The sequence below is a fragment of the Myxococcus vastator genome, assembly GCF_010894475.1.
Classification (GTDB): domain Bacteria; phylum Myxococcota; class Myxococcia; order Myxococcales; family Myxococcaceae; genus Myxococcus; species Myxococcus vastator.
The window spans coordinates 1-20,642 of the sequence record NZ_JAAIYB010000022.1; the positions used below are offsets into that span (position 1 = coordinate 1).

The following is a 20,642-nucleotide window of genomic DNA, read 5'->3' on the forward strand; positions in this document are numbered from 1 at the left end:
CGCCTCGGTGGGGCTGGGGGTGGACCATGCGCGCTGACGCTCTGCTGTTGTGGATGGCGGTGCTGGCCACGGGATGCGCTTCGGTGCCGCATGCTCTTGGGCGCGGCGGAACGCTGCGCTACGCGCCGCGCGTGGCCACGTCCCCCGCGTGGGACGAAGTGCCGAGCGATGAGCCCTCTCGCTCCCCTGCCGCTCCTCCGTCTTCTATTTCAGGGGTCGAGGTGCACCCACGGCGGCTGCGTCGCCAGGGACCACGCCACGACGCAACGGAAGCCGGGCCTGACACCGTGTCCGGAGCTGCCGGGGGTGGAGTGCGGAGCGGCGCAGCGGCGCGTCAGTCAGTCCTCGACGCCATCGACGAGGTGAAGCGCTCCCTGGAGGGCAGCGAGGCCGCACACGCTCGACTCGCGTCGCGTCCGCCCGCGCTCGGTGGCCGGGGACTCCATGGGGCGTTCACGCGCTACTTCGACCACAGCTCCAGGCAACGGGCCTGGCTCCGAGGAACGCTTGGGAGCGCCACCGCGTTGGTGGGAGTGGCGTCACAGGTGGGGGACTCCGACATGGAGCGGGGCCTCCTCCGCATGTCGGGGCCTCGCCTCCAGGCCGCGATGTTCGGAGCTCTGCTGCTGGCCACGTGGGTGGACTTCCTCCAACTCGCTGACGCCGTGCTCCGACAGTGCCCCGCCTATAGCGTCGAGAAGCTGTACGCGGACCTGCTTCGCGTTCAAGGCCTGATGACTCCGACGCTGGCAGACCTCGCCTCGGGGGACTCGGAGCGCGTCGAAGTGGCGGCGACCGCGACGCCCGAGCTGATGGGGAAGCTGACCCACGAGTTCGACGCGATTCATCGAGGCGCCCGCGCGGCCATGGAGAACGGCGCCAAGCTCATGGTGGCGGCGCAGGTGGTGGAGATGCTCACCATGATTTCCGCGATGAAGTTGTCACTCCCCCGGCTGCCCCCAGCCGCACCCGCGACGCTCGGCGTGGGGCTGGTGATGAGTCCGGGTGGCGTCATGGTGGGCTCTCGAATCGTCGTCTCCGCGGAGTGGGTGGAGATGATGCGAAGGCTCGTGCAGGCGGGCGTCCTCTCCCTCCCAGCCGTCAGCGCGGCCATCCGCATCCACGGCGGACAGGTGATGATGGCGCAGGCGCACCAGGACTTGCCCAAGGGCGTGCGCGACGCGCTGGGCGACAGCCCCGAAGTGCGCGGCATGCAGGTGACGGGCAGAGCGGGCGCGGGCATGTCCGACGCACCGAAGCATCACGTGCTGCCGAAAGAGCACCGCGAGTGGTTCGAGCAGCGCGGCTTCAAGGGCGACCTGGACATCGACCAGTTCTGCGTGCGGCTGGAGCAGGCCCACCACGAGGCGATTCACGGAGGGGGAAATTGGAAACTGGGGCGCACGTGGCCCGGTGAGTGGAACCGGCTGATCATGGAGGCACTGCGCGATGCCGAGGCCGAAGCTGGACGCATGTTGACGCGGAATGAGATCTTGAAGGAGGTCGCGATGCGTATGCGGGACTATAGAATCCCGATGAACTTTACGTCCGGGACAAGACGATGAACGGTGGAGAGGCTTGGCGGGGCAACATCAAGGCACGACTGTATGAGAGGGCTCGTGAGCGAGGCTACGACTCACTCACCTCCTTTGCTGAAGCACGCCCTGCCGTTCCGCTGTATGCCCTGGCCGACGAGCTTGGCAACGACGTGGCTGCCGTGCAGGTGTTGAGCGGGTTGCTCGCAGAGGCAGAGCGGAGCAGGAAGGTCACGCGCTTTGTTCGCGACGTCCTCGTGCGCGAGCTGTCTGAGCGGTTCCCGAAAGGCTGGCCGGGAGTGCTGGATGACGCAACCCGTGGAGAGATTGCGATGGCACTTGGGGCATGGTCCGCATACAGCCCAGAAACGCATAAGGAACGGGTCAAGCGAGCCAGAGCTGGGCTTCGCGACACTCCTCCATCCGCAGGCTGGCGCCCGCTCGGCCCTGACGACGAGTTCCTCCGGGCGCTCCTCCCCGACGAAGAAGCCTGAGCGTCAGCGGCGCGAAGCACGGGCCGCGCCGACAGCCCTCCCATGACCGCGCCTTCGCGCCCACAGATTTAACTCGGCTTAATTCAACGGGAGCGTGGCCGGGCGCGATACTCGGTTCATCGGGGCCGTGGAGGCCCAGAGGGGGAATTCCATGTCACGCATCCAGAGCCATTCATTCTTCATACCGTCGTCGACTCCGACGGCGCCGCAGTGTACCCCCGCGACGCGGGAAGAAGGGGTGAAGGAGGCGCCGCCCGCACCTCCGCGCAACCCCGTGCGAGACATCTTCGAGCACGGGGTGAGCCTCGATGCGCTGAGGCGCTTGCAGGGACTGGCGATGCAGGTGAACGTGGCGCCCCACTGCGCCGCCCCGCCGTCCCAGCCGCGGGGCGGTCCGCCCTCGCTGACCGACGCCACGGGCGTTGACAGCGTCGCCTTCAATCAGAGCGACCGCGCCGAGGATGGCCCCGTCACGCGCCTGCAGCAGTTCCTCGAGGGCGCGGGTTACCTGGACATGGGCGGCGCCGATTACGGCACGTTCGGGCGCCTGACGCAGGCGGCCCTGATGGCCTTCCAGACCGCCGAAGGCCTCAGCCCCGCGGACGGCACCATGAGCCCGGCCACGCTCGCCGCCATGCAGCGCCCCCAGCACCCGGCCGCGGACTCCACGATGGCCTCCCTGGCCCAGGCCTACGCGCCGCAGCTCGGGCGGCCCATGAGCCCGCTGGAGCCGGGCCGGGATGGCGCGATGGTGCAGCAATTCGAGCACGGCACCCTCACGCGCCTGCCGGGGGGCGAGGTGCGAGTGCAGGACCTGAACGGCGAGGACCTGGTGCCACCCGTCTCCCCGAGCACCGTCTCGACGCTGGAGGAGGCGACGGCCTTCCACGTCGCCCAGTGGGGTGCGGAGGGCTACAGGGACTTCAACGACGGCAGCAAGTACTACGGCGGCAATGACTGCGGCCCGGCCTCGGTGGTCATCGCGGCGACGGCCGTGGGCGCGATGGCGCCTCCGGGCGCGGCCGGAGCGGGCGAGGCCATCGACACGGTGCGGGAGAACATCCTCGACGACCCGAACTCGAACACGTCCGTGACGATGACCGTGACTCAGGTGGCCGAGGGCGTGACGGACGCGGGCGCCGTGGCCACCGTCGTAGGCTCGGCGGACGTCGACATGGCGGCCGTGGACGCCGCGCTCTCTCGCGGGCATCCCGTCATCCTCGGAGGCAATCCCTTCGGCAACGACCCCGACCACCAGGCCTGGGGGCCCACGGCGCGTGCCGATGACAACTACCTGATGGGCGAGAACTTCGGTGGCCACTGGGTCACCGTGACGGGCATGACGGAGTCGGGCAACTACATCGTCAATGACCCGCTCTGCCCCAACGGCCCCATCGAGGTGACGCCGGAGCAGATGGCCGAGTACGTGGATGGCAACCTCGGCATGGTGGAGGTGAGTCCCACGCCCGCTCCCGTGTCGTGATGCGGGTCCGGGGCCCGGCCGCGGAGCCATGGCTGTAGTAGCGTCGTCTGTCAGCCCGCGAGGACATGATTCCTCCGGCTGACACACGCGTGAAGGGCGTTCATGGCAACCCTGAAACAGGTCGCGTTCCAGATGGCGAGGACTCCCGCTTCAGGTGCCCTGGTGCGCTTCGGCTTCGCGCACGCGGACCGGCTCCTGCCGCTCACCTCCGTGGCGCGCTCGGCGCATGCCGCCATCTACCGTCACCCGCGTCCCGTCTACGGCACCTTCCACCACATCGCCGTCCCCCTGCATGGCGTGCCGGATGTCTTCGCCCTGGCGCACCCGCGCCATACAGGGCTCCGCGCGGACCTCTTCGCGCTCATCGCCAGCGCCCGGCAGCGGGCCCCGTCCTCGGTGCTCGTCAACGCGGGCCCGCGCCAGGACGTCGGGCAGGTGCACTTCCACCTCACGGACGGCGCGCCCTTCAGCGACGCCGTCCGCTCGGAGGCCCTCACCTGGCCGGACTGGGACGAGGCCGTCCGCGCGCTGACCTCCGTCCCCGGCATCCAAGAGCGTTATCGCGCCGGCTTCTCCCTGCTCCAGGACGCGGGGGACCCACGGGTGCGCCTCATCTGAGGCTCACGCCGCCGGAGACCAGAGGTCCGCCAGCGTGCCCGCCGCGTGGGCCTCGGTGTAGCGGCGCAGGTCCTCCGCGTTGTCCGCCTCGAGCCAGCCAGACGCGATGGGCACGGCGTGAATCGCCACGCCGTCGCGGATGAGGTCCTGGAGGAAGGCCGTCATCGACGTGTTCCAGTAGCGGGCATCCTGTGCCACGCGCAGGTCGAAGCGCTCGAAGAGCGCGTGCAGCACCCCGGGAGCGAAGCGCAGCAGGCCGATGTACTGTCCTTGCACTTCATCGACCGACCGCACCCGCGCGCCGATGTCGATGATGCGCTCACCCTCCAGGCGCAGCGACTCGCAGTCCGTCGTGGGGTCCTCCATCCGGAGCTCCCACAGGCGGCGCCACCGCGTGTCGACGGCGACGTCGATGTCCCGGGACGCGGCGAGCATCGTCCCCAGCACCTCGCGCGAGAAGACGATGTCCCCGTAGGCGACGAGGACGGGCTCGCTCCGGGACACCACGGGCAGGCTGAAGCGCAGCGTGGCGACCATGTTGCCCGTGGTGTAGGCCGGGTTCACCACCACGCGCACGTCGCGCCCCGCTTGAATCTGCTCCGGGTACGCGCCCGCCATCACCGTGACGTCGACGCCGAAGTGCTTGTAGACGGCCAACTGGTGGTCGAGCAGCGCCGCCCCGGCCAGCTCCACCAGACACTTCGGCCGGCTCGCCGCCAGCGGCCCCATGCGGGTTCCCAGCCCCGCGGCCAGAATGATTGCTTTCACAGGTTGTATGCCTCCATGAAGTCGAGGACCGCCGCCAGGTGGTGAGGCGCGCGCTCGGGGTGCCAGAGGATTCCCAGCGCGCGCCGCTGCCTGCTCGCGAAGGCCTCCACCGAGCCCTCCTCCGAGCGCGCGAGGACGTCCCAGCCGGCGGGCAAGGACTGCTCCTCCACGCCCCAGTGGTGGAAGCTCGCCACCTCCGCCGGGCCCCGCCACGCGCTGGCGAGCTGGCCGCTCAGCGCGTGGCGCACACGCACGTGTCCCTCGACGCGCACGAGCCGCAACCCCGCGGCGAGCGCGAGCATCTGCGCGCCCCGGCACACGCCGAGCAGCGGCGTCCCCGTCCGAGCGGCGAGCGACAACAGCACGGCCTCCGCCTCGTCCCGCGCGGGGACCTGCGCCTCACCCGTCCCCGGCGCGTCGTTGCCCCCGGTGAGGATGACGAGCGCGGGACGGAGGGCCTCGAACTGGGCGGCCGCCGCGGCGGCCACGTTCACCGCGGGAAACGGCACCCAGCCCGCCTCCCACAGACACGCGGCCCAGGAGGACTCGAGCGCGTCCCGCACCTCCGGACGCCCTGGGACGCGGTCGCTTCGCTGGGTGACCAGGACCACGCGTCGCTCACTCATGGACGAGCCTGCGCCCCCCGCAGTCCAGCGTCATCACCCGCCCGCCCGACAACCGCCGGAACTGCTCCCGGCCCACGCCGATGGCGGCGGGGAGCTGCAGCTCGGTGCAGCGCACGGCCATGTGTGAGTTCGCGCCACCGTACGCCGTGACGATGCCGGCGACGCCGAGCGAGAGCAGGCCGTCATAGCCAGGGTCGGCGCGCTCCAGCAGCACGATGGCGCCGCGGACGTGCTCCGGGTTTGGCAGGCCGTTGGCGACCAGGACCGGCGCGCGCACACAGGCCTTGGTGACAAACAGGGGTTGCTCGCCGCTGCTCACGTGGAAGAGCAGGTGGGACGTGCGCACCAGGATGTCCGGCAGCTCGATGAGGTTGACGGCGGCGGCGTGTTCGCGCGCCTCGTCCACGGCGTCACGGCACCACCGCCGCGCCTCAACGGGCGGGAGCCCGAGCGCCGCCTCCACCTGCTCCAGCGACAGGTGCGCCAGGTCATCCCGGCTGAGCCCCAGCGGCTCTCCCCACGCGGCGAGGTGCTCGAGCAGGCCGCTGAGCGTCTTGGTGAACACATGCTTGCCGTACTCGCGGCCCGCGATGGCCGCGCCCAGGTGGCCGAGGAACGCGTCGCTCGTCAGCGCCAGCCCCGCGCCCTCGAGGCCCGCGTCGAGGCGCTCCAGGAGCTCCCTGGGGAGCGGCGCCGCGTGTCTGGGGGGCTCCTCCGCTCCCGAGATGAGCGGACCGAAGTACCGCTCCGGGTCCGCGCCATAGCGCGGCATCCGGATGTCGTAGGTCCCCGGGCGAAGGTGCCCGAACTCCGCGACGAGCGCCTCCAGTCCCAGCTCGCCCCGCCGCACGCGGAGCGCGTCCGCTTGCAGGTGCCCGGCCACGGTCCGGATGCGCTGGAGCACCTCGCGCTGTTCGCTCGAGTCGAGCACGCCTTCGCGCACGAAGCTCTTGAGCAGCGCGGTCACCACGAACGCCGTCCGCGCCAGGTGCGCGAAGGGCAGGGTGCCCAGCTCCCGCAGGCGCGCGAGGACGGGACCCGGCCCAGCCTCGAAGCCGGGCGCGAACGGGTGGGCACGCAGCCGCTCCACCTGCGCCAGCCAGACGGGCAGGTCGCGGAGCCCGTTGAGCGTGAGGTCCCGCAGCGCCGCGGCCAGGGCGTCCAATTCCTCCGCATCCACCGAGGCCCCGTAGTGGCGCCGCAGCCGCTCCCGCAGGCCCAGGCTCGCGCAGGTGTCGGCGATCTCGAACTCCACCTTGTCGTGCAGCGCGGGGGACTCGGCCAGCCGGGCGAGCTGGTGGGAGACCAGGGCCTCCGCCACGTGCGACGGGGTGACGGCGGGGATGAAGGAGTTGAGGGAGGCCCGCACGTCCACGTAGGCATGCCCCGCGAAGTCGCGGAGCAGGGGAACGCCGCGCAGGTCGCGGTACCCGTAGCCGGCGCGCTGCTCCGCCCAGGTCCTGTCTGTGATGAGCCCGCCGTAGAGGGTCCGCGCGAGCGGCAGCGGGCGCCGGCCAATCATCTCCGCGGGGTTCCAGTCCGTCATGGTGCTGTAGACGGGCCCCTCTCCGATGACGGGGCCCTTCGGCCGCAGCAGCGCCTGGTGCGCCGTGCAGGCCTCCGCGAGCAACCTCGCGCGGCGGACCTCGCTCCCCTCTGGAAGCGACGCGCCCTTGGCGATGGGCCGCACCTGGAAGAGGTGGAAGTCGCCGCCCGCCAGCGCGAACTCGATGTCGAGCGCCTCCACCCCGATGAGCTTCACCAGCTCGCGGCCCACGGTGACGACGCGGCGGAGCGAGTCCGGAAGCAGCCCTTTGGGGACGCCGTGCTCCACATAGGCGGAGGAGGGCTTCTCCAGGGCCCCGGACGTAATCTGGTCCGTTCGCCCGCTGTGTACGTCCGACGCCACCACCCAGTAGGAGGCCAGCGTCTCCGGGTGCCGCGCCATCAGCACGCCGCTCTCGCTCACGGGGTAGACGTAGGACTGGAGGAAGACCTTCTCCGCCGCCGCCCCCGGGCCATACGAGTCGAACACGTCCGAGATGGCGCCGCGGAGGGCCTCGGCGTCGCCCGCGTCCACGTCGAGCACCGATAGGAAGCGCCCGGCGTTCGACGCGCTCCACGCATCCTCCGCGGAGCAGGAGGAGCGGACCACGACGCGCTCACTCCCGAAGCGCTCGTGCACACGGGAGCGCACGCCGTCCTGGTCCCGTGCCCACTCCTCGCCTCGCACGACGAGCGGCTGGCAGATGCGCCACGGCCCGTGCAGCTCCGAGAGGACGTCGAGCGTGCGCGCCTTGTCCCCCAGGACGAGCCGGCCCACGGGGGTGAGCGGCTCGCTCGTGGCCTCGTCCTCCCGGAGCTCGAGGTGCGCCACGTCTCCGGCCTGGGTGAGGCGGCCCGCCACCTCGTCCAGGTCCCAGCCCTCCAGCGCGCCTCGCACGGCCTGGGTCCTCCCGAGGATGAACCGGCACGCTCCCCGCCAGGTCGCGACGACGGCGGGGGCCTGCTGGAGCAGCGCGTGGAGCGCGCGCGGCCGGGGGAGCACCGTTCCCTTGAAGACGAGCGTCAGCGGCGCGCCGTCATACGACTGGGCCAAGGTGCTCAGGACACGCTCGGCCCAGACGCGCATGGAGGCGTGGGTGGGGCCGATGCTTCGGCTCCGGCAGTCGGGCGCGCTGCCGACTCGCGGGGTGAGGTGAGGCGCAGCGATGTCACGGTCCAGGGCAGTCACGGGCAGCCTCGCACGGGCGGACGTGGCGCATGGCACGAGCGAGGCATCGCATTGTGGCCCCTGCCCACGTGTGGTGGATTGAATGCATGAGAACCTTCGCCACGGAGGAGCGGCTCGCGTATCGCCGCGCGGGCAACGAGCTGCAGCCCCGCCCATCCGAGGACCATGTCCTCTCCTACGAATACCGGCTGATGCAGTTGCCGCTGGTGCGGCCCGACCATCCGGAGGTCGTGCCGTTCGACCTCAAGGCCGGCTACGACTGGCTGGGCACCTACCGCGCGCCGCGCATCTCGCTGGTGGGCTTCGTGGACTTCGGCGCCTTCGCCCAGAGCCCCTCGTTCAACCGCTTCATGAACGCCGTCGCCATGACGGCCGCGGCGCGGAAGATTGCGTGGGACCTCGTCGAGCGGCGCAAATACAGACACCACTTCACCATCTGCAACGGGCTGCATGAGCGGATGCCCGCGCAGGACATCGTCCCCTTCGTGAAGCAGCGGCTGGAGGGCTTCCCCCGCTTCCGCGTCCAGGTGAAGGGCGGCTGGTTCTGGGGCAAGAAGAACGGCCGCATCTACTTCCCCGTCTACCCGGAGCTGACGGAGGGCCCGGAGCCGGTGGACCACCTCACCGAGGTCCAGAAGCGGCTGGGGCACTCGCTCCACCCCGGCTTCTACATCGGCTGTTTGCAGTTGATGGACCACCTGCGCTTCAACGCCGAGCTGGACGTGCATGAGGCGGACGAGCTCTTCGGCGTGCTGCGGAGCTTCCGGGAGACCGTCATCGTGGAGCTCGAGGTGAACGAGCTCTCCATCCTGCGCACGCACGACGACCTCATCCTCAAGAGCCGGGTGCTTGACCGGGTGCCGCTGGCGGAGTGACGGGCTCATTCGAACTCCTGGAGCGCGCTGCGCAGGAGCGCGCGCTCGTAGGCGTTGCGGACCAGCGCCCCCAGCGGGCCGATGAGCCGCGTGAGGTCCGTCTCGCGGTACAGCGCGGGCTGGTGGAGTAGCTCCAGCACCGTGGCGATGAGCGCCGGCTCCACGCGGTAGTCGAACATCCCGGGCCGCCGTGGATGCGATAGCCCCGCGCGGACCACCTCCGCCACCCGCGCGGCTTCGTGAGCCACCCCGCGCAGGTACAGCTCGCGGGATGCGTCGTGCTCGGCGCGGAGCGCGGCGAGCTGGCTGCTGGCCTCGCGCCACGGTCCGACGAGCGCCTCGGGGAAGGGGGCGATGAGCTCCACCTCCTCGGCGAGCCGCAAGCGCAGGTGCATCAGGAACTCCATGGGCGAAGGCCGCCACGCCCGTCCGACGAGCGCCTCCGGGAGCTGCTGCCCCGGCGACGTGGCGCGACGGGTGGGCTGTCCCTGTGACGCCAGGAGCAGGCGCAGCTCGCGAGGGTCGAAGGCCGTGGCGGCCTCTTCCAGCGTCGCGCGTGTGTCGTCCGAGGAGTGCATGAGGCTCAGCGCGCGCGTCGGGGCTTGTAGCCGGCTGCGCAGGTGGTGCGGCGAGCGCTTGCGCGGGTCCGCGGAGCCCTTGAGCGCCTTGAACGCCGCGCAGGCCGACCGCCCCGGGGTGTGGAGGAGCAGCGCGCAGGAGGGCTCGAGCAGATAGATTTCGCTCGGGACGGCCCACGTCTTGTCGACCGCGATGGGACGGTTGGGGCTGTAGACCGCCTCGATGGTGCTCTGCGTGTACTGGATGAAGCGCCGGTCCACGACGTGGAAGCCCTCGCGCTGGAGGTACGCGAGCGCCTCCTCGGCCAGCCCGAGCCCGAGGGCATACGGGTCGAAGAACGTGAAGACGAACGCCTCGCTCCCAGGACGCGTGGCGAAGTCGTCGACGAGGCCGGACACACTGGCGAGGTTTCTCATGGGTGTTCTCCGCTCCCGGGTTCGACGAGCCACAGCGCCTCGGCCGGCGCGAGCGACACGGGCCCGCTGCCCTGGCGCCCACCGAGCAGGTCCTTCCAGGTCCGCAGGGGCGTGGAGACGGACACGGGCTCCACGCCGAAGTTCACCAGGACGTGCAGGGGCTGATGGCCATGGCCTCGCGCCAGGTGGAGCACCCCCGGGGCGGGCAGCCGCGCCTCGCAGCCACCGTCCTCCGTCAGCGCGGGCGCCTGTTCGCGCAGGTGGATGAGTCTCAGAAGGGACTTCAGGATGCGCGCATGCACCGGTTGCCGGACCCGCTCGCGGAGCGCTTCGTATGCGTAGCGGTGCCGGTTCGCGGCGCGCGGGTTCGAGGGCTCGAACTCCACCGCGTCCGGCAGTCCGAAGAGCGTGGGGAAGTAGAGGCAAGGAGTGGCGGGGAGCGCGAAGAGGAGCGCGTGGGCGGCCAGGTAGCGCTCGACGTCGAGCCCCGCCTCGGTGGAGAAGATGCGGTGCAGGGAGCTGTTGAGCTCGTAGGGCCGTGACTCGCCCCCCACCTCCGCGTGGGACACCCGGACGCCCGCGCGCTCCAGCCGCGTGAGCACGCGCCGCAGGGTGGGCGCGTCGAGCGGCGGGTCCATGGGCCGCAGGTGTACGCCGTCATGGGTCTGGAGAAAGGCGTAGCCGTCGCGGTGGCGCGCGTCGGACGTGGACGCGTTCACCCAGTCCACCAGGGGCTGTCCCTCGCCCGCCAGGGCCGCCGCGAAGACGAGCAGCGGCACCGCGAGGTGGTTGTCGTGCTGCGCCAGCTCCTCGCCCAGGTAGCACCGCTCCCCGGCGCCGTGGTCTGTCTCCGCGAGCAGGCGCACCGAGGGGTCCACCAGGTCGGCCACGGCGCGCAGCGCGCGTACCAGGACCTTCGCCTCGGGTTGGTGTGGTCCGCCGGGCACGCGCTTCCACGCGTGGGGAATGGCGTCCAGGCGGATGACGCGCGCGCCCGCCGCCACCAGCCGCAGGAGCGTCCGCGCCGTGCGCTCGAAGACCTCCGGCGAGCCATGGTTGAGGTCCACCTGCGCGCGTCCGTAGGTGCACCACGCCCACACGGGGCGCCCCCCGGCGTCGAAGCGCTGGAGCAGGGGAGCGGTCCGCACCCGCGTGCCCCACTCGATGGCCCGTGGCTCCTGGAAGAGGTGGAAGTCCTCCGGCCGTCCCGCGCCGCGCAGCACCTCCCGGAACCCCGGGTGCGCGGTGGACACGTGGTTCAGCACCAGGTCGAGCATCAGCCCGCCGCCCACCTCCGCCAGCCGCTCCAGGTCCTCCCAGCCCCCCAGGCGTGGATGCACGGCCTGGTGGTCCACCACCGCGAAGCCGTCGTCGCCGTCCGACACGTAGGGCGGCAGCACGTGCAGCAGCGTCGTCCCCAGGGGGCCCACCTCCTCGTCGAGGAAGCGCCGCAGCGCCGCGAGGGGCGCCACGCCGCCGTCGACCACGTGGTCCGGGTACACGGCGATGACCGCGGGCCGCGCGCTCGCCGCCGCGTGCCCGGGCCGGACGCGCGCGCGGACGTCCGCCGCCGCCTCCGCCAGCGCCCGGGCGCGCGCGTCCGAGCGCTCCGCGCCATGGAGCCGGCCCAGCGATTCTCCCAGCCGCGCCATCGCCGAGGCGCGGACCGGTTCAGCCATGGTGCGGGGGGCGGTCATGCCTGGTGCTCGAGGACGTAGGTGATGCTGCCCTGGAGGAACTCCACCGCGCGCGCCAGCTCCGGCTCCGCCGACATGCGCGCGGCCATGCGCTGATGCAGCGCCTCGATGCGCGTGAGGCAGTCACCCAGCGGTCCCGCCGCGCAGTCCGCGAGGATGGAGAGCCCCTCCGCCAGCAGCGCCCGGTCCACCTCGCCCGCGGTGGTCATCGCCTTGTGCGACTCGATGAGGAGCCACTTGCGCGACGCGCTGGTCACCCCCAGCGTCGCGAGGATGGAGACGAGCGCCTCCTCCACGGCGATGCGCGCGACGTGCCGGCTGGACTCCTCGCTGGTGGCGCGGTGGCTGATGGCGTCCTCGAGGTACTCGTGGACCTCCATGAAGTGCCGCACGGTGAGGTAGGTGGGCAGCAGCTCGACGAGGAACTCATCCCGCCAGCTCGCGACGAGGCTCGGGTTGAGCAGCGGCACGCCGGTGCGCAGGCGGTGCAGGAAGCGCAGCTCCGGGCCGTCGATGATGGGGACGAACTTCAGCTCGGACGGCTTGTAGAGCGCCGGCGCGATGGCCGTCATCCACGTCATGATTTCCGCGACGCGGCCCCGCTCGGCGAGCTCGATGTTGACCTCGATGCCGTCGCAGTACTGGAGCGCTTCGCTGAAGCGGCTGTTCTTGAAGCGCATCCCCTCCCGCGCCGTGACGAGCGACGTGCGGTGCGGCACCAGCACCATCAGGTCCACGTCCGAGCTGGGCGTGCCATTGCCGGCCGCGAGCGAGCCCGTCAGCAGCACGCCGCACGAGGCGGGGTCGCTGACGAGCCCTGGCAGGATGCGGTCGAGGTCCACGCCGTGGGCGCGGAGCGTCTCCGCGGTGAGCGGCTGGCCATTGGAGAGCTGATGTGCGCGCTTCATGATGTCACCTTCCCTTGTCCCTGCTGGGACAGTTGCAAGTCCGAGAAAACGTCCGCGCACGCGTCCGCGACGGCGTGCACCATCTGCGCCTCATGCGTCCGCATCACGCTCAGGCGCAGCAGGCCGCGGCCGGCTGGGACGGCCGGGTGGATGACCGGGTTGGCGTAGATGCCCCGGTTCCACAGCAGCCGCCACGCCTGGAGCGTGTCGAAGTCCGCGCCCACCTCCACGCTGACGATGGGTCCATCCGACGGCAGGGGTCGCAGCCCGCGCGCCGTGAGCGCCTCGCGCAGCGACGACACCCGCGCCTTCAGCTCGCGCACCAGCTCCGGCTCCGCCTGGAGGATGCGCAGGGCCTCGAGAGCCGCGGCCACGGAGGCGGGCGTGTTGGAGGCGGTGAAGAGGAAGGGGCGGGTGAGGACGCGCAGGGCTTCAATCTGGTCCGCGTCCCCGATGATGGCGCCGCCGCAAGAGCCCAGGCTCTTGGAGAAGGTCACCGTGATGAAGTCCGCGTCCTGGACGATGCCCTCCTCCTCCACGGTGCCCAGCCCCCGCTCGCCCACCGTGCCCAGGCCGTGGGCTTCGTCCACGATGAGCGCCAGCCGCGTGGCGCGGCACACCTCCAGGAACCGGCGAAGCGGCGCCCGGTCCCCACGCATGGAATAGACGCCCTCCACGACGCAGAGGCCGGTGGAGTCTTCCTGCGTCGCCTGGTTCAGCAGGTCCTCGGGGTTGTTGTGCGCGAAGCGCTTCATGGTCGCGCGCGCCAGCCACACGCCGTCCAGGACGGAGGCGTGCATCTCCTCGTCCACCCAGGCGCGGTCATTGCGGCCGAGCAGCGAGCTCATCAGGCCCAGGTTGGCGCCGTAGCCGGTGGAGAACACCATGGCCCCGGTGCGGCCGTAGAAGCGGCGCAGGGCCTCCTCCAGCTCCTCGTGGAGCGCGAGGTTGCCATTGAGCAACCGCGAGCCCGTCACCCCCGCGCCCCAGCGGGCCGAGGCCTCCTGCGCGGCGGCGATGACGCGCGCATCGTTCGCGAGCCCCAGGTAGTTGTTGGAGCCGAAGTTGAGGATGTCCCGGCCCTCCATGCGCGTGAGCGGGCCGGTGGCGGACTCCACCCGCGTGAAGTACGGGAGGCGCCCGATGCGCCTGCCCAGGCGGGCCTGGGCCACGCGCGGGTCGCCGAGCAGCTTCTGGATGACGGGCGCCCGAGAGCGGCCCGCGGTGATTGGGTCATGTGGTGTCATGCTTTTGGTCCCGGAAGTCGAACGCCAGACTCGCGGCGGTCGCGCACACGGCGGTGAAGGTGAGGATGACGGCGGCGCTCTGGAGCACGACGCTCCAGCGGCCCTCGCCGAAGGTGGCTTCGTTGAGCGCGCGCAGCGCCCAGTAGTGCGGGGTGACATGGCCGAGCGCGCGCGACCATCCCGGCAGGGCTTCGGTGACGACGATGGCGCCACCCACCGCGCTGAACGTCACGAGCACGAGGTACGAGAGGTTGGAGAGCGTGGCGGTGCTGCGGGTGACGGCGAAGAGGAGGAAGCCCAGCGCCGCGCCGCTGGCCACCAGCACCGCGCCGGTGAGCGCCACCTGGGGCAGGCTGCCGTGCAGCGGCAGGCCCAGGAACGCCGCCGCGAAGCCCGTGAAGAGCAGCAGTTGCGCGAAGGACATCGCGCACGCGGGCAGGACCTTGCCCATGGCGAACGCGAGCTTCGACGGGCGGAGCAGCGCCTGCCTGCCCTGGGTGTGGTACCAGAAGTCCCGGTAGAAGGCGTGACCCGAGTACGTCACCACCATGTAGCTGAACATCACCGCGAAGCCGATGGTGGCCCGGCCCATGGCGCCCGGCGCCGCGTTGAGCCCCGAGACACCCGGGCCGAGGATGGCGGAGAGGACCGCGGGCAGGATGAAGATGAACACCATGGCCGTGCGCTCGCGCGCGAGCACGCGCCACTCGGTCAGCGCGTAGCACCGCGCCTCGTTGAAAAAGCCAGCCACTCCGCCGTGTGTGGTGGAGGGAGGGGACGACGGGTCGTGACTCATGGGGCCTCGGATTCCCGAGCGAAGGCGCTCAGCGACGGGTCTCTCAGCAGGAGGTCGCGGAGCCGGTTGCCGGACAGGCGCAGCTCGGAGAGGTGGACGTCGGAGGGGAGCTCGCCGAGCTTCGAGCGGACCTCTTCCAGGCTGTTGGTGGTCAGCGCGAGCTCCCACGCGGTGTCCGTGGGGCGCTCGCCGCGCAGCGACAGCGTGCGCGTCTGGCTCGACAAGACGGCGCCCAGCGCTCCCAGGTCGCGCGTTGTTCCGTCCCGCAGCAGCACCAGCTCCGTGGACAGCTCCTCGATGTCCTCGGGGTAGTGCGCGGTGACCAGCACCGCGGCGCCCTCCTCGCGCCAGGCGCGTACTCGCCGCACGACGAGCTGGCGGGCCTCGAAGTCGAGCGCGACGGTCGGCTCATCGAGCAGCCGGATGGGCGGCGCGTGGACGAAGCTCGCCGCCAGGTGCACGAGGCGCCGCTGCCCGCCTGACAGGTGGTGCACGCGCGTGCGGGCGATGGGACCCAGCGCGAACTCCTCCAGGGTCCGGGCGATGGCGGCCTTCGCCTCCTTGCGGCCCAGCAGCAGGTGCGCGAGGTGCCCGACGTTCTCCTCCACCGTGAGCACGGGATAGAGCGCGATGGCCTGCGTCGCGAACCCGATGGCGCGGCGGGCGGGGAGCGCCCCCACGTCGAGCCGGAGCGCGCCTCCAGTTGTCCCCCGCAGGGTGCGGGTGAGCACGCCCAGCAGCGTCGTCTTGCCCGCGCCGTTGGCCCCGAGCAGCCCGACGCAAGTCCCCCCTCTCAAGCGAAGGGTGGCGTCGCGCAGCACGGGCGCTCCACCAGCGAACGCGAAGGACAGTCCCTGCGCGGAGAGAAAGACGGTTTCCGGCGTGTGTCCCATGGTCAGTGGGTCCGCCCGGGCCGGACTTCGAGAGGCGAGTGTTTGTCTGATTTTTTAGCTTTTCCAGTCATTGCTGGAATGGCTTGTACCGGAGCGGTCTGACATCGGGCGTTAGCGTCATGCCGATGGCGCCGCGCGACACGGGGGCGCTCCAGGTTGAAGGGCGAGCGCCAGCAGGGGGGCGACGGCGCGTTGGGCGGGAGCCTCGCGGCTGGCGCTTCGCCGGGCTACCCCGCCTTCAGCACGGACACTGGCGCGGGCGGCTCGCTGGTGGAGGCATCCAGGGCCTGCACCCGCGCGCCCTCGGCGGCGAAGGCGTCCCGAAGCCAGGGGTGGCAGGTGAAGGCGATGACCTGCTGGTGCTCGGAGAGCTTCGCCAGCAGGTGGATGGCGCCTTGTGCCCGCTCCGGGTCGAAGTTCACCAGCACGTCATCGACGATGAGCGGCAGCGCCCCGCGCGTCTCCCCGAAGTCGCGCACCACCGCCAGCCGGAACGCGAGGTAGAGCTGCTCGCGCGTCCCTCGGGAGAGCTGCGCCGCGCTCCAGTCTCGCTGACCCTCTCCCACGCGCAGCTCGCGCTCCTCTCCCGTGGGGATGAAGACGCGCTGGTAGCGGCCCTGGGTGAGCGCGGCGAAGTGCTCCGAGGCGAGCTGCACCACGCGCGGCTGCTGCTCCTCCTCGAAGCGGCGACGGGCCCGGGCCAGCAACGCCAGGGTCAGCCGGTCCGCCGCGTACTGCTTCGCCAGCTCGGAGGCCCGCGCGCGCAGCGACTCCTCGACGATGCGGAGCTTCGCCAGCGCGTCGTCGTTCTCCCACTGCTCCAACTGGTGGCTGAGCGCGCCGCGCTCCGTGAGCACCGCCTTCAGTCGCTCCTGGGCCCCCCCCTGTCTGTCGCGCAGGGACTCCAGCTCCACGCGCAGACCTTGCTCTCCGCCCACGTCGATGAGCGCCTGCCGCGCGGGCGTCTCCGACAAGCCCGTGCGCGCCTCGATGCGGTGTGACAGCTCCCGCGTCCGGCCCGTCAGCTCCACGTAGCGGCGTGCCTGTGCGGCGCGGCGGCGGAAGGTCTCCTCGTCGGCGCTGCCACCTTCGGCCAGCAGCGTCGCCAACGCCGCTTCCTCGTCGTGACACAGCCCGTCCAGCCGCGCCTTCTCCGCTCGCAGCTCGTGACGCCGCTCTTCCAGCGTCCTGCGCTCCAGGCTCCGCGCGCGCTCGGCTTCCAGCGCCGCCGCCACCCGCGACGCCAGGGGCTCCATGACACCGGCGTCCAGCTCGCGGGCCTCCGTCGCGCCCGGGAGGAGCTCCGCCATCACGGCCTCCGCCCATAGCCGCGACGTCACCAGGGCGCAGGCCTGCGCGTCCACCGTGAGCGCGGCTTCCTCCGCGCCCACGTCCAGGAGCCGCTGGCGGAGCGCCGCCGTGTCCCGCCACAGCGTCAGCGCCGCGGACGCGGCCAGCGTGGGCGGGAAGCACCGCTCCGACAGCAGGGCCGTCAGCTCCGTGCCCAGCTGCTCCTGCCGCGACTCCGCCTCGGCCACCGCGTCACTCGCGCGGTGCTCCTCACGTCGCGCGGCGGCGTGCTCGGCGTGCAGGGTCTCCCGCTCCCGCTGGAGCTGTTCGCGCCGTCCCGCCCGCTCCAGCGCATCCGCCAGCACGGCTTCCCGCGCCGCCATGTCCGCCGCCGTCGCCACCAGGTTGAGTCCGGCCTCGGACGCCGCGGACAGCAGCTCACGGTGCAGCAGCTCTTCCCGCGCGGACAAACCCATCAACGCCGCGCGCAGCCGCTCCTCTTCCTGTTGCCGCCAGCGCTGGCGCGCGCGTTGCGCCTCCACGTCCGCGTCGCGCGCGGCCTCCACTCGCCGCCGGGCCAGCTCCAGCACGCCCGTCAGCAGCAGTCCGCCCACGAGGCACAGCGCGCCCACCCCGTTGCCCGCCAGCAGCCACGCCGTCACCGCGAGCGCCACCACCATCGCCGCGACTGCCGGCACCCACCATGTGGGCAGCACCGCCGCCGTCACCTGTGGCTCGCCCTGGGTGCGGACGCTCTCGAATTGCCGGTGCAGCTCGGCCCGCTGCTCCGACAGGCGCTCCATCTCCGCGCGCACGGTGCGCAGCCGTCCCAGCCCCGCCTGCTGCTGGCGAATTCGAGACGCCCGCTCCTCCGGCAGCGTCGACACCTCCGCGTCCACCCGCGCCAACGCCCCATCCAGCCGCTCACGCTCCGAGACAGCGCGGGCCCAGGCGCCCTCCGCCTCGCGATGCGCGACCTCGGCCGCTCCCAGCCGGAGCGCCAGCTCCTCCAGCGTCACGCGGACGCTCACGCTCAAGTCCAACGCCAGGAGGCCGGGCCCATCCACGGGCAGGCCCAGCTCGCGCAAGGCCAGCTCCACCTGCCGCTGCTTCTCCGCCAGGGCGGCCCGGCGCGAGGGCAGGGCGCGCAGCAGCGCGGCGCCCTCGGTGTACGCCGCCAGGGCCTGGCTCAGCGCCTCCTCGCGTCCACGGACCCCTGACGGCGCGGACAGCCGCTCCAGCCCGGCCTCCACCGTGGCCAGCCGCTCCGCCAGCCGGGCGCCTTCCGCGCGATAGCTCCGGCGCCGGTGCAGGCCGTCCTCGAGCCGCGACTCGCCCGCCTCCGGGAAGGACTCCAGCGCGGGCAGCGTCGCCAGCTCGGCGCGCGTCTGCGCCAGCGCCGCCACGTCCCCGAGCGCCGCCTCCAGCCGCGTCAGCCGCTCCAGGCCGGTCCCCGTCTCCAGCAGCTCCGCTTCGAGCGTCCGCTGCTCCTCCACCCGCGCGCCCAGCCGCTCCTTCTCCGCGAAGTAGCGCGCGGGCCGGTCTCCCTCCTGCCGCAGCCGAGCCTGGACGTCCTCCAGGGCCTTCAGCGTCTCGTTCAGCGAAGGCTTCACGCCGTTGGGCTTGTAGATGCCCTCGGTGCTCTTGCGGAGCTGGTCCATGACCTCCGGCAACCGGCGCGCGCCGCGCATGCTGGCGGCCACCAGGGCCTCGGAGGCGCCTCGCTGTTCGGTGAGCCGCTCGAAGCCGGCCAGCTCATCCAGGCGGAAGGCGAACACGTCGAAGAACAGCTCGCGCGACACGTGGGCCAGCGCGCTCTCCAGCGACTCCTTCGAGAGCTCCTTCCCCTCCGCGTCGCGCACCGACAGCTCACCCTCCGACGAGCGCCGGCTCGCGATGCGGCGCACCCACAGCGGCCCCGCGTGGGTGGTCAGCGTCAGCTCGCCGCCGAACGCGCCGCCGTGGGCCGGCTCGTAGCGCTCCGGCTGTCCGCGCTTCTCGAAGCCGAACAGCATGCTGCGCAGGAAGGCCAGCAGCGTGCTCTTCCCCGCCTCGTTGGGGCCGTACAGCAGGTGCAGCCCCGGCCCCAGGTCGAGCGTGAGACCGGAGAAGCGGCCGAAGCCGAGCACGCGCAGCGTGTCGATGCGCAGCCCCGGCTTCATGACATCTCCTCCTCGTGCAGCGACTCCACGCCGTGCAGCCCCGCCTGCACCACCCACTCCGCGCGGGGGGCCTCCAGCGCGTCCACGCCCAGCCGCTTCAGCCGCTGGCTCAGCGCGCCCAGGGTCTCCTCTTCCCACAGCCGCGCCAGCGCCTCCGGGTCCTCCGCGAGGAAGCCCACCTCGTCCAGCAGCGTGCGCGCGAAGCCGCCCGCCGCGCACACCGCCTCCAGGTCCACCTCCGGCCGGCTGCTGTCCCGCAGCGACTCCAGCAGCACCGGCGGGTGGCTCCTCGCGAGCTGTTCGCGCAGGTCCACCTCCAACTGTGCCAGCGCGCCGGGGCGGGCCAGCTCGCGGTGCAGCGGACCTCTTCCGGTGAGGGTGAGGCGCACCGCGTGGCCGTCCAGCTCGGGCGCGCAGCGCGCCTCCACGCCCTCCATCGCCGTGGCCAGCAGGCCGTCCAACGTGCTGACGCCGGTCAGCGGCACCTCCAGCTTGTGCCAGCGCACGCCGTCCACCGGGATGAAGCGCCGCCGCATGCCGCCGTCCTCCACCTCCACCAGCATGCAGCCGCGCGGGCCGGTCTCGTTCGCGTGCCGGCCCTGCGGGTTGCCGGGGTACACCGCCACGCCGCCGCCGGGGAGCAGGTGCTCGGCGCGCGTGTGGACGTGGCCCAGCGCCCAGTAGTCCAGCCCGCGCGAGCCCAGCCCCGCGGTGGTGCAGGGCGCGTAGTTGGCGTGGCCCTCCACGCTGCCCAGGTTGGCGTGCAGCAGGCCCACGCTGAAGCCGTCCCCGGTGCGGCGGAAGCGCGCGGAGAGGTCGTCACGCACCTCCACGTCCGGATAGGAGATGCCTTGCACGCGGCACAGGCGCCGGCCCTCGCGCTTCACCTCCACGTCTTCCCAGTCCGGGCCGAACACCTTCACCGACGGCGGAAGCCCCAGCGCGCCGGTGTCTCCGCTCAGCGGGTCATGGTTGCCGTGGACGATGAAGGTGGAGATGCCCGCCGCGTCCAGCCGTCCCAGCTCGCGCCGCAGCGCCAGCCGCGCGCGCACCGAGCGGTCCTTCACGTCGAAGAGGTCTCCGGCGAGCAGCAGGAAGGCCACCCGCTCTCGCAGGCACACCTCCGTGATGCGCGTGAGCGCGCGGAACGTCGAATCCTGGAAGCGCCCCAGGAGCGGCCCCTGGGTCGCGACGCCCCGGAAAGGCGTGTCCAGGTGCAGGTCGGCGGCATGAACGAACTTGAAGGGCATGGCGCGCCGCACAACGTACCCGATGCGGGCGGGTGACCCGACATTCCAGCCTGGACGCACGGTCGCTGGCCGACAGCGACCTCGTCCTTTGCGCCCGGGTGGCGTCGACTCGCCGCCAGAACGGGTGTGACGGGGAGGACAGAGCCGAAGGTCCGGAGCGAATCCTCCTGGGTCGGCGTGGCGGACCCGTCAGGTCGCTTCCGCGCGAGGGCCTGGATGCGGCGCGGGGCCCGGAGCCTCCCGGACCCCGCGGGTTGCTTGCTCGCGGTGT

At 72.0% G+C, this 20,642-nt stretch carries 16 protein-coding genes; 5 read left to right on the top strand and 11 right to left on the bottom strand.

All coding sequences use genetic code 11. The annotated features are described in order from the left end of the window. Nucleotides 1–26: 26 nt before the first annotated feature. The 4 genes from G4D87_RS03740 (at nucleotide 27) to G4D87_RS03755 (ending at nucleotide 4,130) form a co-directional block, all read left to right on the top strand. A complete protein-coding gene (locus tag G4D87_RS03740) occupies nucleotides 27–1,565 on the top strand; it encodes a DUF2380 domain-containing protein (RefSeq protein ID WP_163778891.1) in 1,539 nt (512 codons plus the stop codon). Continuing rightward, complete coding sequence (locus G4D87_RS03745; protein ID WP_163778893.1) at nucleotides 1,562–2,029, top strand: NUDIX hydrolase; 468 nt, start codon at nucleotides 1,562–1,564, stop codon at nucleotides 2,027–2,029. Before G4D87_RS03740 ends, G4D87_RS03745 begins: the two co-directional genes overlap by 4 nt. A gap of 151 nt (nucleotides 2,030–2,180) precedes the next feature. Then, nucleotides 2,181–3,512 carry a peptidoglycan-binding protein gene (locus G4D87_RS03750; RefSeq protein WP_163778896.1) on the top strand — a complete coding sequence of 444 codons (1,332 nt, stop codon included), beginning with the start codon at nucleotides 2,181–2,183 and terminating at the stop codon, nucleotides 3,510–3,512. Between the two features lie 102 nt (nucleotides 3,513–3,614). Beyond that, nucleotides 3,615–4,130 (top strand): homoserine O-succinyltransferase, encoded by a 516-nt coding sequence (locus G4D87_RS03755; RefSeq protein WP_163778899.1) that lies wholly within the window; start codon nucleotides 3,615–3,617, stop codon nucleotides 4,128–4,130. Between the two features lie 3 nt (nucleotides 4,131–4,133). Here G4D87_RS03755 and G4D87_RS03760 read toward each other — a convergent pair whose 3' ends face one another. From G4D87_RS03760 to G4D87_RS03770, 3 genes are read right to left on the bottom strand one after another with little or no spacing between them, the layout of a single operon-like run. Beyond that, nucleotides 4,134–4,898: a phosphocholine cytidylyltransferase family protein gene (locus tag G4D87_RS03760; protein WP_163778902.1), complete on the bottom strand. Its 765-nt coding sequence runs from the start codon at nucleotides 4,896–4,898 to the stop codon at nucleotides 4,134–4,136. After that, a complete protein-coding gene (locus G4D87_RS03765) occupies nucleotides 4,895–5,524 on the bottom strand; it encodes a gamma-glutamyl-gamma-aminobutyrate hydrolase family protein (protein ID WP_163778905.1) in 630 nt (209 codons plus the stop codon). The genes G4D87_RS03760 and G4D87_RS03765 overlap by 4 nt, the downstream gene beginning before the upstream one ends. Further along, nucleotides 5,517–8,156, bottom strand: coding sequence for a PEP-utilizing enzyme (locus tag G4D87_RS03770; RefSeq protein WP_163778910.1), 2,640 nt, complete (start codon nucleotides 8,154–8,156; stop codon nucleotides 5,517–5,519). The genes G4D87_RS03765 and G4D87_RS03770 overlap by 8 nt, the downstream gene beginning before the upstream one ends. 188 nt (nucleotides 8,157–8,344) lie before the next feature. On the opposite strand from G4D87_RS03770, the gene G4D87_RS03775 reads away from it, so the two are divergent. Then, nucleotides 8,345–9,133 (top strand): hypothetical protein, encoded by a 789-nt coding sequence (locus G4D87_RS03775; RefSeq protein ID WP_163778914.1) that lies wholly within the window; start codon nucleotides 8,345–8,347, stop codon nucleotides 9,131–9,133. Nucleotides 9,134–9,138: 5 nt separating this feature from the next. Here the strand turns inward: G4D87_RS03775 and G4D87_RS03780 are convergent, their stop codons facing one another. The 8 genes from G4D87_RS03780 to G4D87_RS03815 form a co-directional block, all read right to left on the bottom strand. Beyond that, nucleotides 9,139–10,128 carry a nucleoside-diphosphate kinase gene (locus G4D87_RS03780; RefSeq protein ID WP_163778919.1) on the bottom strand — a complete coding sequence of 330 codons (990 nt, stop codon included), beginning with the start codon at nucleotides 10,126–10,128 and terminating at the stop codon, nucleotides 9,139–9,141. Next, complete coding sequence (locus G4D87_RS03785) at nucleotides 10,125–11,807, bottom strand: alpha-amylase family glycosyl hydrolase (RefSeq protein ID WP_163778922.1); 1,683 nt, start codon at nucleotides 11,805–11,807, stop codon at nucleotides 10,125–10,127. The genes G4D87_RS03780 and G4D87_RS03785 overlap by 4 nt, the downstream gene beginning before the upstream one ends. A gap of 14 nt (nucleotides 11,808–11,821) precedes the next feature. Beyond that, nucleotides 11,822–12,733 carry a nucleotidyltransferase domain-containing protein gene (locus G4D87_RS03790; RefSeq protein ID WP_163778925.1) on the bottom strand — a complete coding sequence of 304 codons (912 nt, stop codon included), beginning with the start codon at nucleotides 12,731–12,733 and terminating at the stop codon, nucleotides 11,822–11,824. Further along, nucleotides 12,730–13,980, bottom strand: coding sequence for an aminotransferase class I/II-fold pyridoxal phosphate-dependent enzyme (locus G4D87_RS03795; protein WP_163778928.1), 1,251 nt, complete (start codon nucleotides 13,978–13,980; stop codon nucleotides 12,730–12,732). The genes G4D87_RS03790 and G4D87_RS03795 overlap by 4 nt, the downstream gene beginning before the upstream one ends. Then, nucleotides 13,967–14,731 carry an ABC transporter permease gene (locus G4D87_RS03800; RefSeq protein WP_163778931.1) on the bottom strand — a complete coding sequence of 255 codons (765 nt, stop codon included), beginning with the start codon at nucleotides 14,729–14,731 and terminating at the stop codon, nucleotides 13,967–13,969. Before G4D87_RS03800 ends, G4D87_RS03795 begins: the two co-directional genes overlap by 14 nt. Nucleotides 14,732–14,772: 41 nt before the next feature. Then, the gene (locus tag G4D87_RS03805; protein WP_163778933.1) at nucleotides 14,773–15,669 is read right to left on the bottom strand and encodes an ABC transporter ATP-binding protein; all 897 of its coding nucleotides are present in this window, start codon (nucleotides 15,667–15,669) and stop codon (nucleotides 14,773–14,775) included. A gap of 227 nt (nucleotides 15,670–15,896) precedes the next feature. Next, entirely contained in the window at nucleotides 15,897–19,121 is a 3,225-nt protein-coding gene (locus G4D87_RS03810; RefSeq protein ID WP_163778936.1) for an AAA family ATPase, read from the bottom strand. After that, on the bottom strand, nucleotides 19,118–20,371 hold the full coding sequence (locus G4D87_RS03815; RefSeq protein ID WP_205507411.1) for a metallophosphoesterase family protein: 1,254 nt from the start codon (nucleotides 20,369–20,371) through the stop codon (nucleotides 19,118–19,120). The genes G4D87_RS03810 and G4D87_RS03815 overlap by 4 nt, the downstream gene beginning before the upstream one ends. Nucleotides 20,372–20,642: the final 271 nt, after the last annotated feature.

Coding starts and splice junctions, on each gene's coding strand:
- G4D87_RS03775 (WP_163778914.1), top strand. CDS start 8,345: ATGAGAACCTTCGCCACGGAGGAGCGGCTCGCGTATCGCCGCGCGGGC.
- G4D87_RS03755 (WP_163778899.1), top strand. CDS start 3,615: ATGGCAACCCTGAAACAGGTCGCGTTCCAGATGGCGAGGACTCCCGCT.
- G4D87_RS03745 (WP_163778893.1), top strand. CDS start 1,562: ATGAACGGTGGAGAGGCTTGGCGGGGCAACATCAAGGCACGACTGTAT.
- G4D87_RS03765 (WP_163778905.1), bottom strand. CDS start 5,524: ATGAGTGAGCGACGCGTGGTCCTGGTCACCCAGCGAAGCGACCGCGTC.
- G4D87_RS03740 (WP_163778891.1), top strand. CDS start 27: ATGCGCGCTGACGCTCTGCTGTTGTGGATGGCGGTGCTGGCCACGGGA.
- G4D87_RS03750 (WP_163778896.1), top strand. CDS start 2,181: ATGTCACGCATCCAGAGCCATTCATTCTTCATACCGTCGTCGACTCCG.
- G4D87_RS03780 (WP_163778919.1), bottom strand. CDS start 10,128: ATGAGAAACCTCGCCAGTGTGTCCGGCCTCGTCGACGACTTCGCCACG.
- G4D87_RS03785 (WP_163778922.1), bottom strand. CDS start 11,807: ATGGCTGAACCGGTCCGCGCCTCGGCGATGGCGCGGCTGGGAGAATCG.
- G4D87_RS03805 (WP_163778933.1), bottom strand. CDS start 15,669: ATGGGACACACGCCGGAAACCGTCTTTCTCTCCGCGCAGGGACTGTCC.
- G4D87_RS03790 (WP_163778925.1), bottom strand. CDS start 12,733: ATGAAGCGCGCACATCAGCTCTCCAATGGCCAGCCGCTCACCGCGGAG.
- G4D87_RS03770 (WP_163778910.1), bottom strand. CDS start 8,156: ATGCGCGTCTGGGCCGAGCGTGTCCTGAGCACCTTGGCCCAGTCGTAT.
- G4D87_RS03810 (WP_163778936.1), bottom strand. CDS start 19,121: ATGAAGCCGGGGCTGCGCATCGACACGCTGCGCGTGCTCGGCTTCGGC.
- G4D87_RS03815 (WP_205507411.1), bottom strand. CDS start 20,371: ATGCCCTTCAAGTTCGTTCATGCCGCCGACCTGCACCTGGACACGCCT.
- G4D87_RS03795 (WP_163778928.1), bottom strand. CDS start 13,980: ATGACACCACATGACCCAATCACCGCGGGCCGCTCTCGGGCGCCCGTC.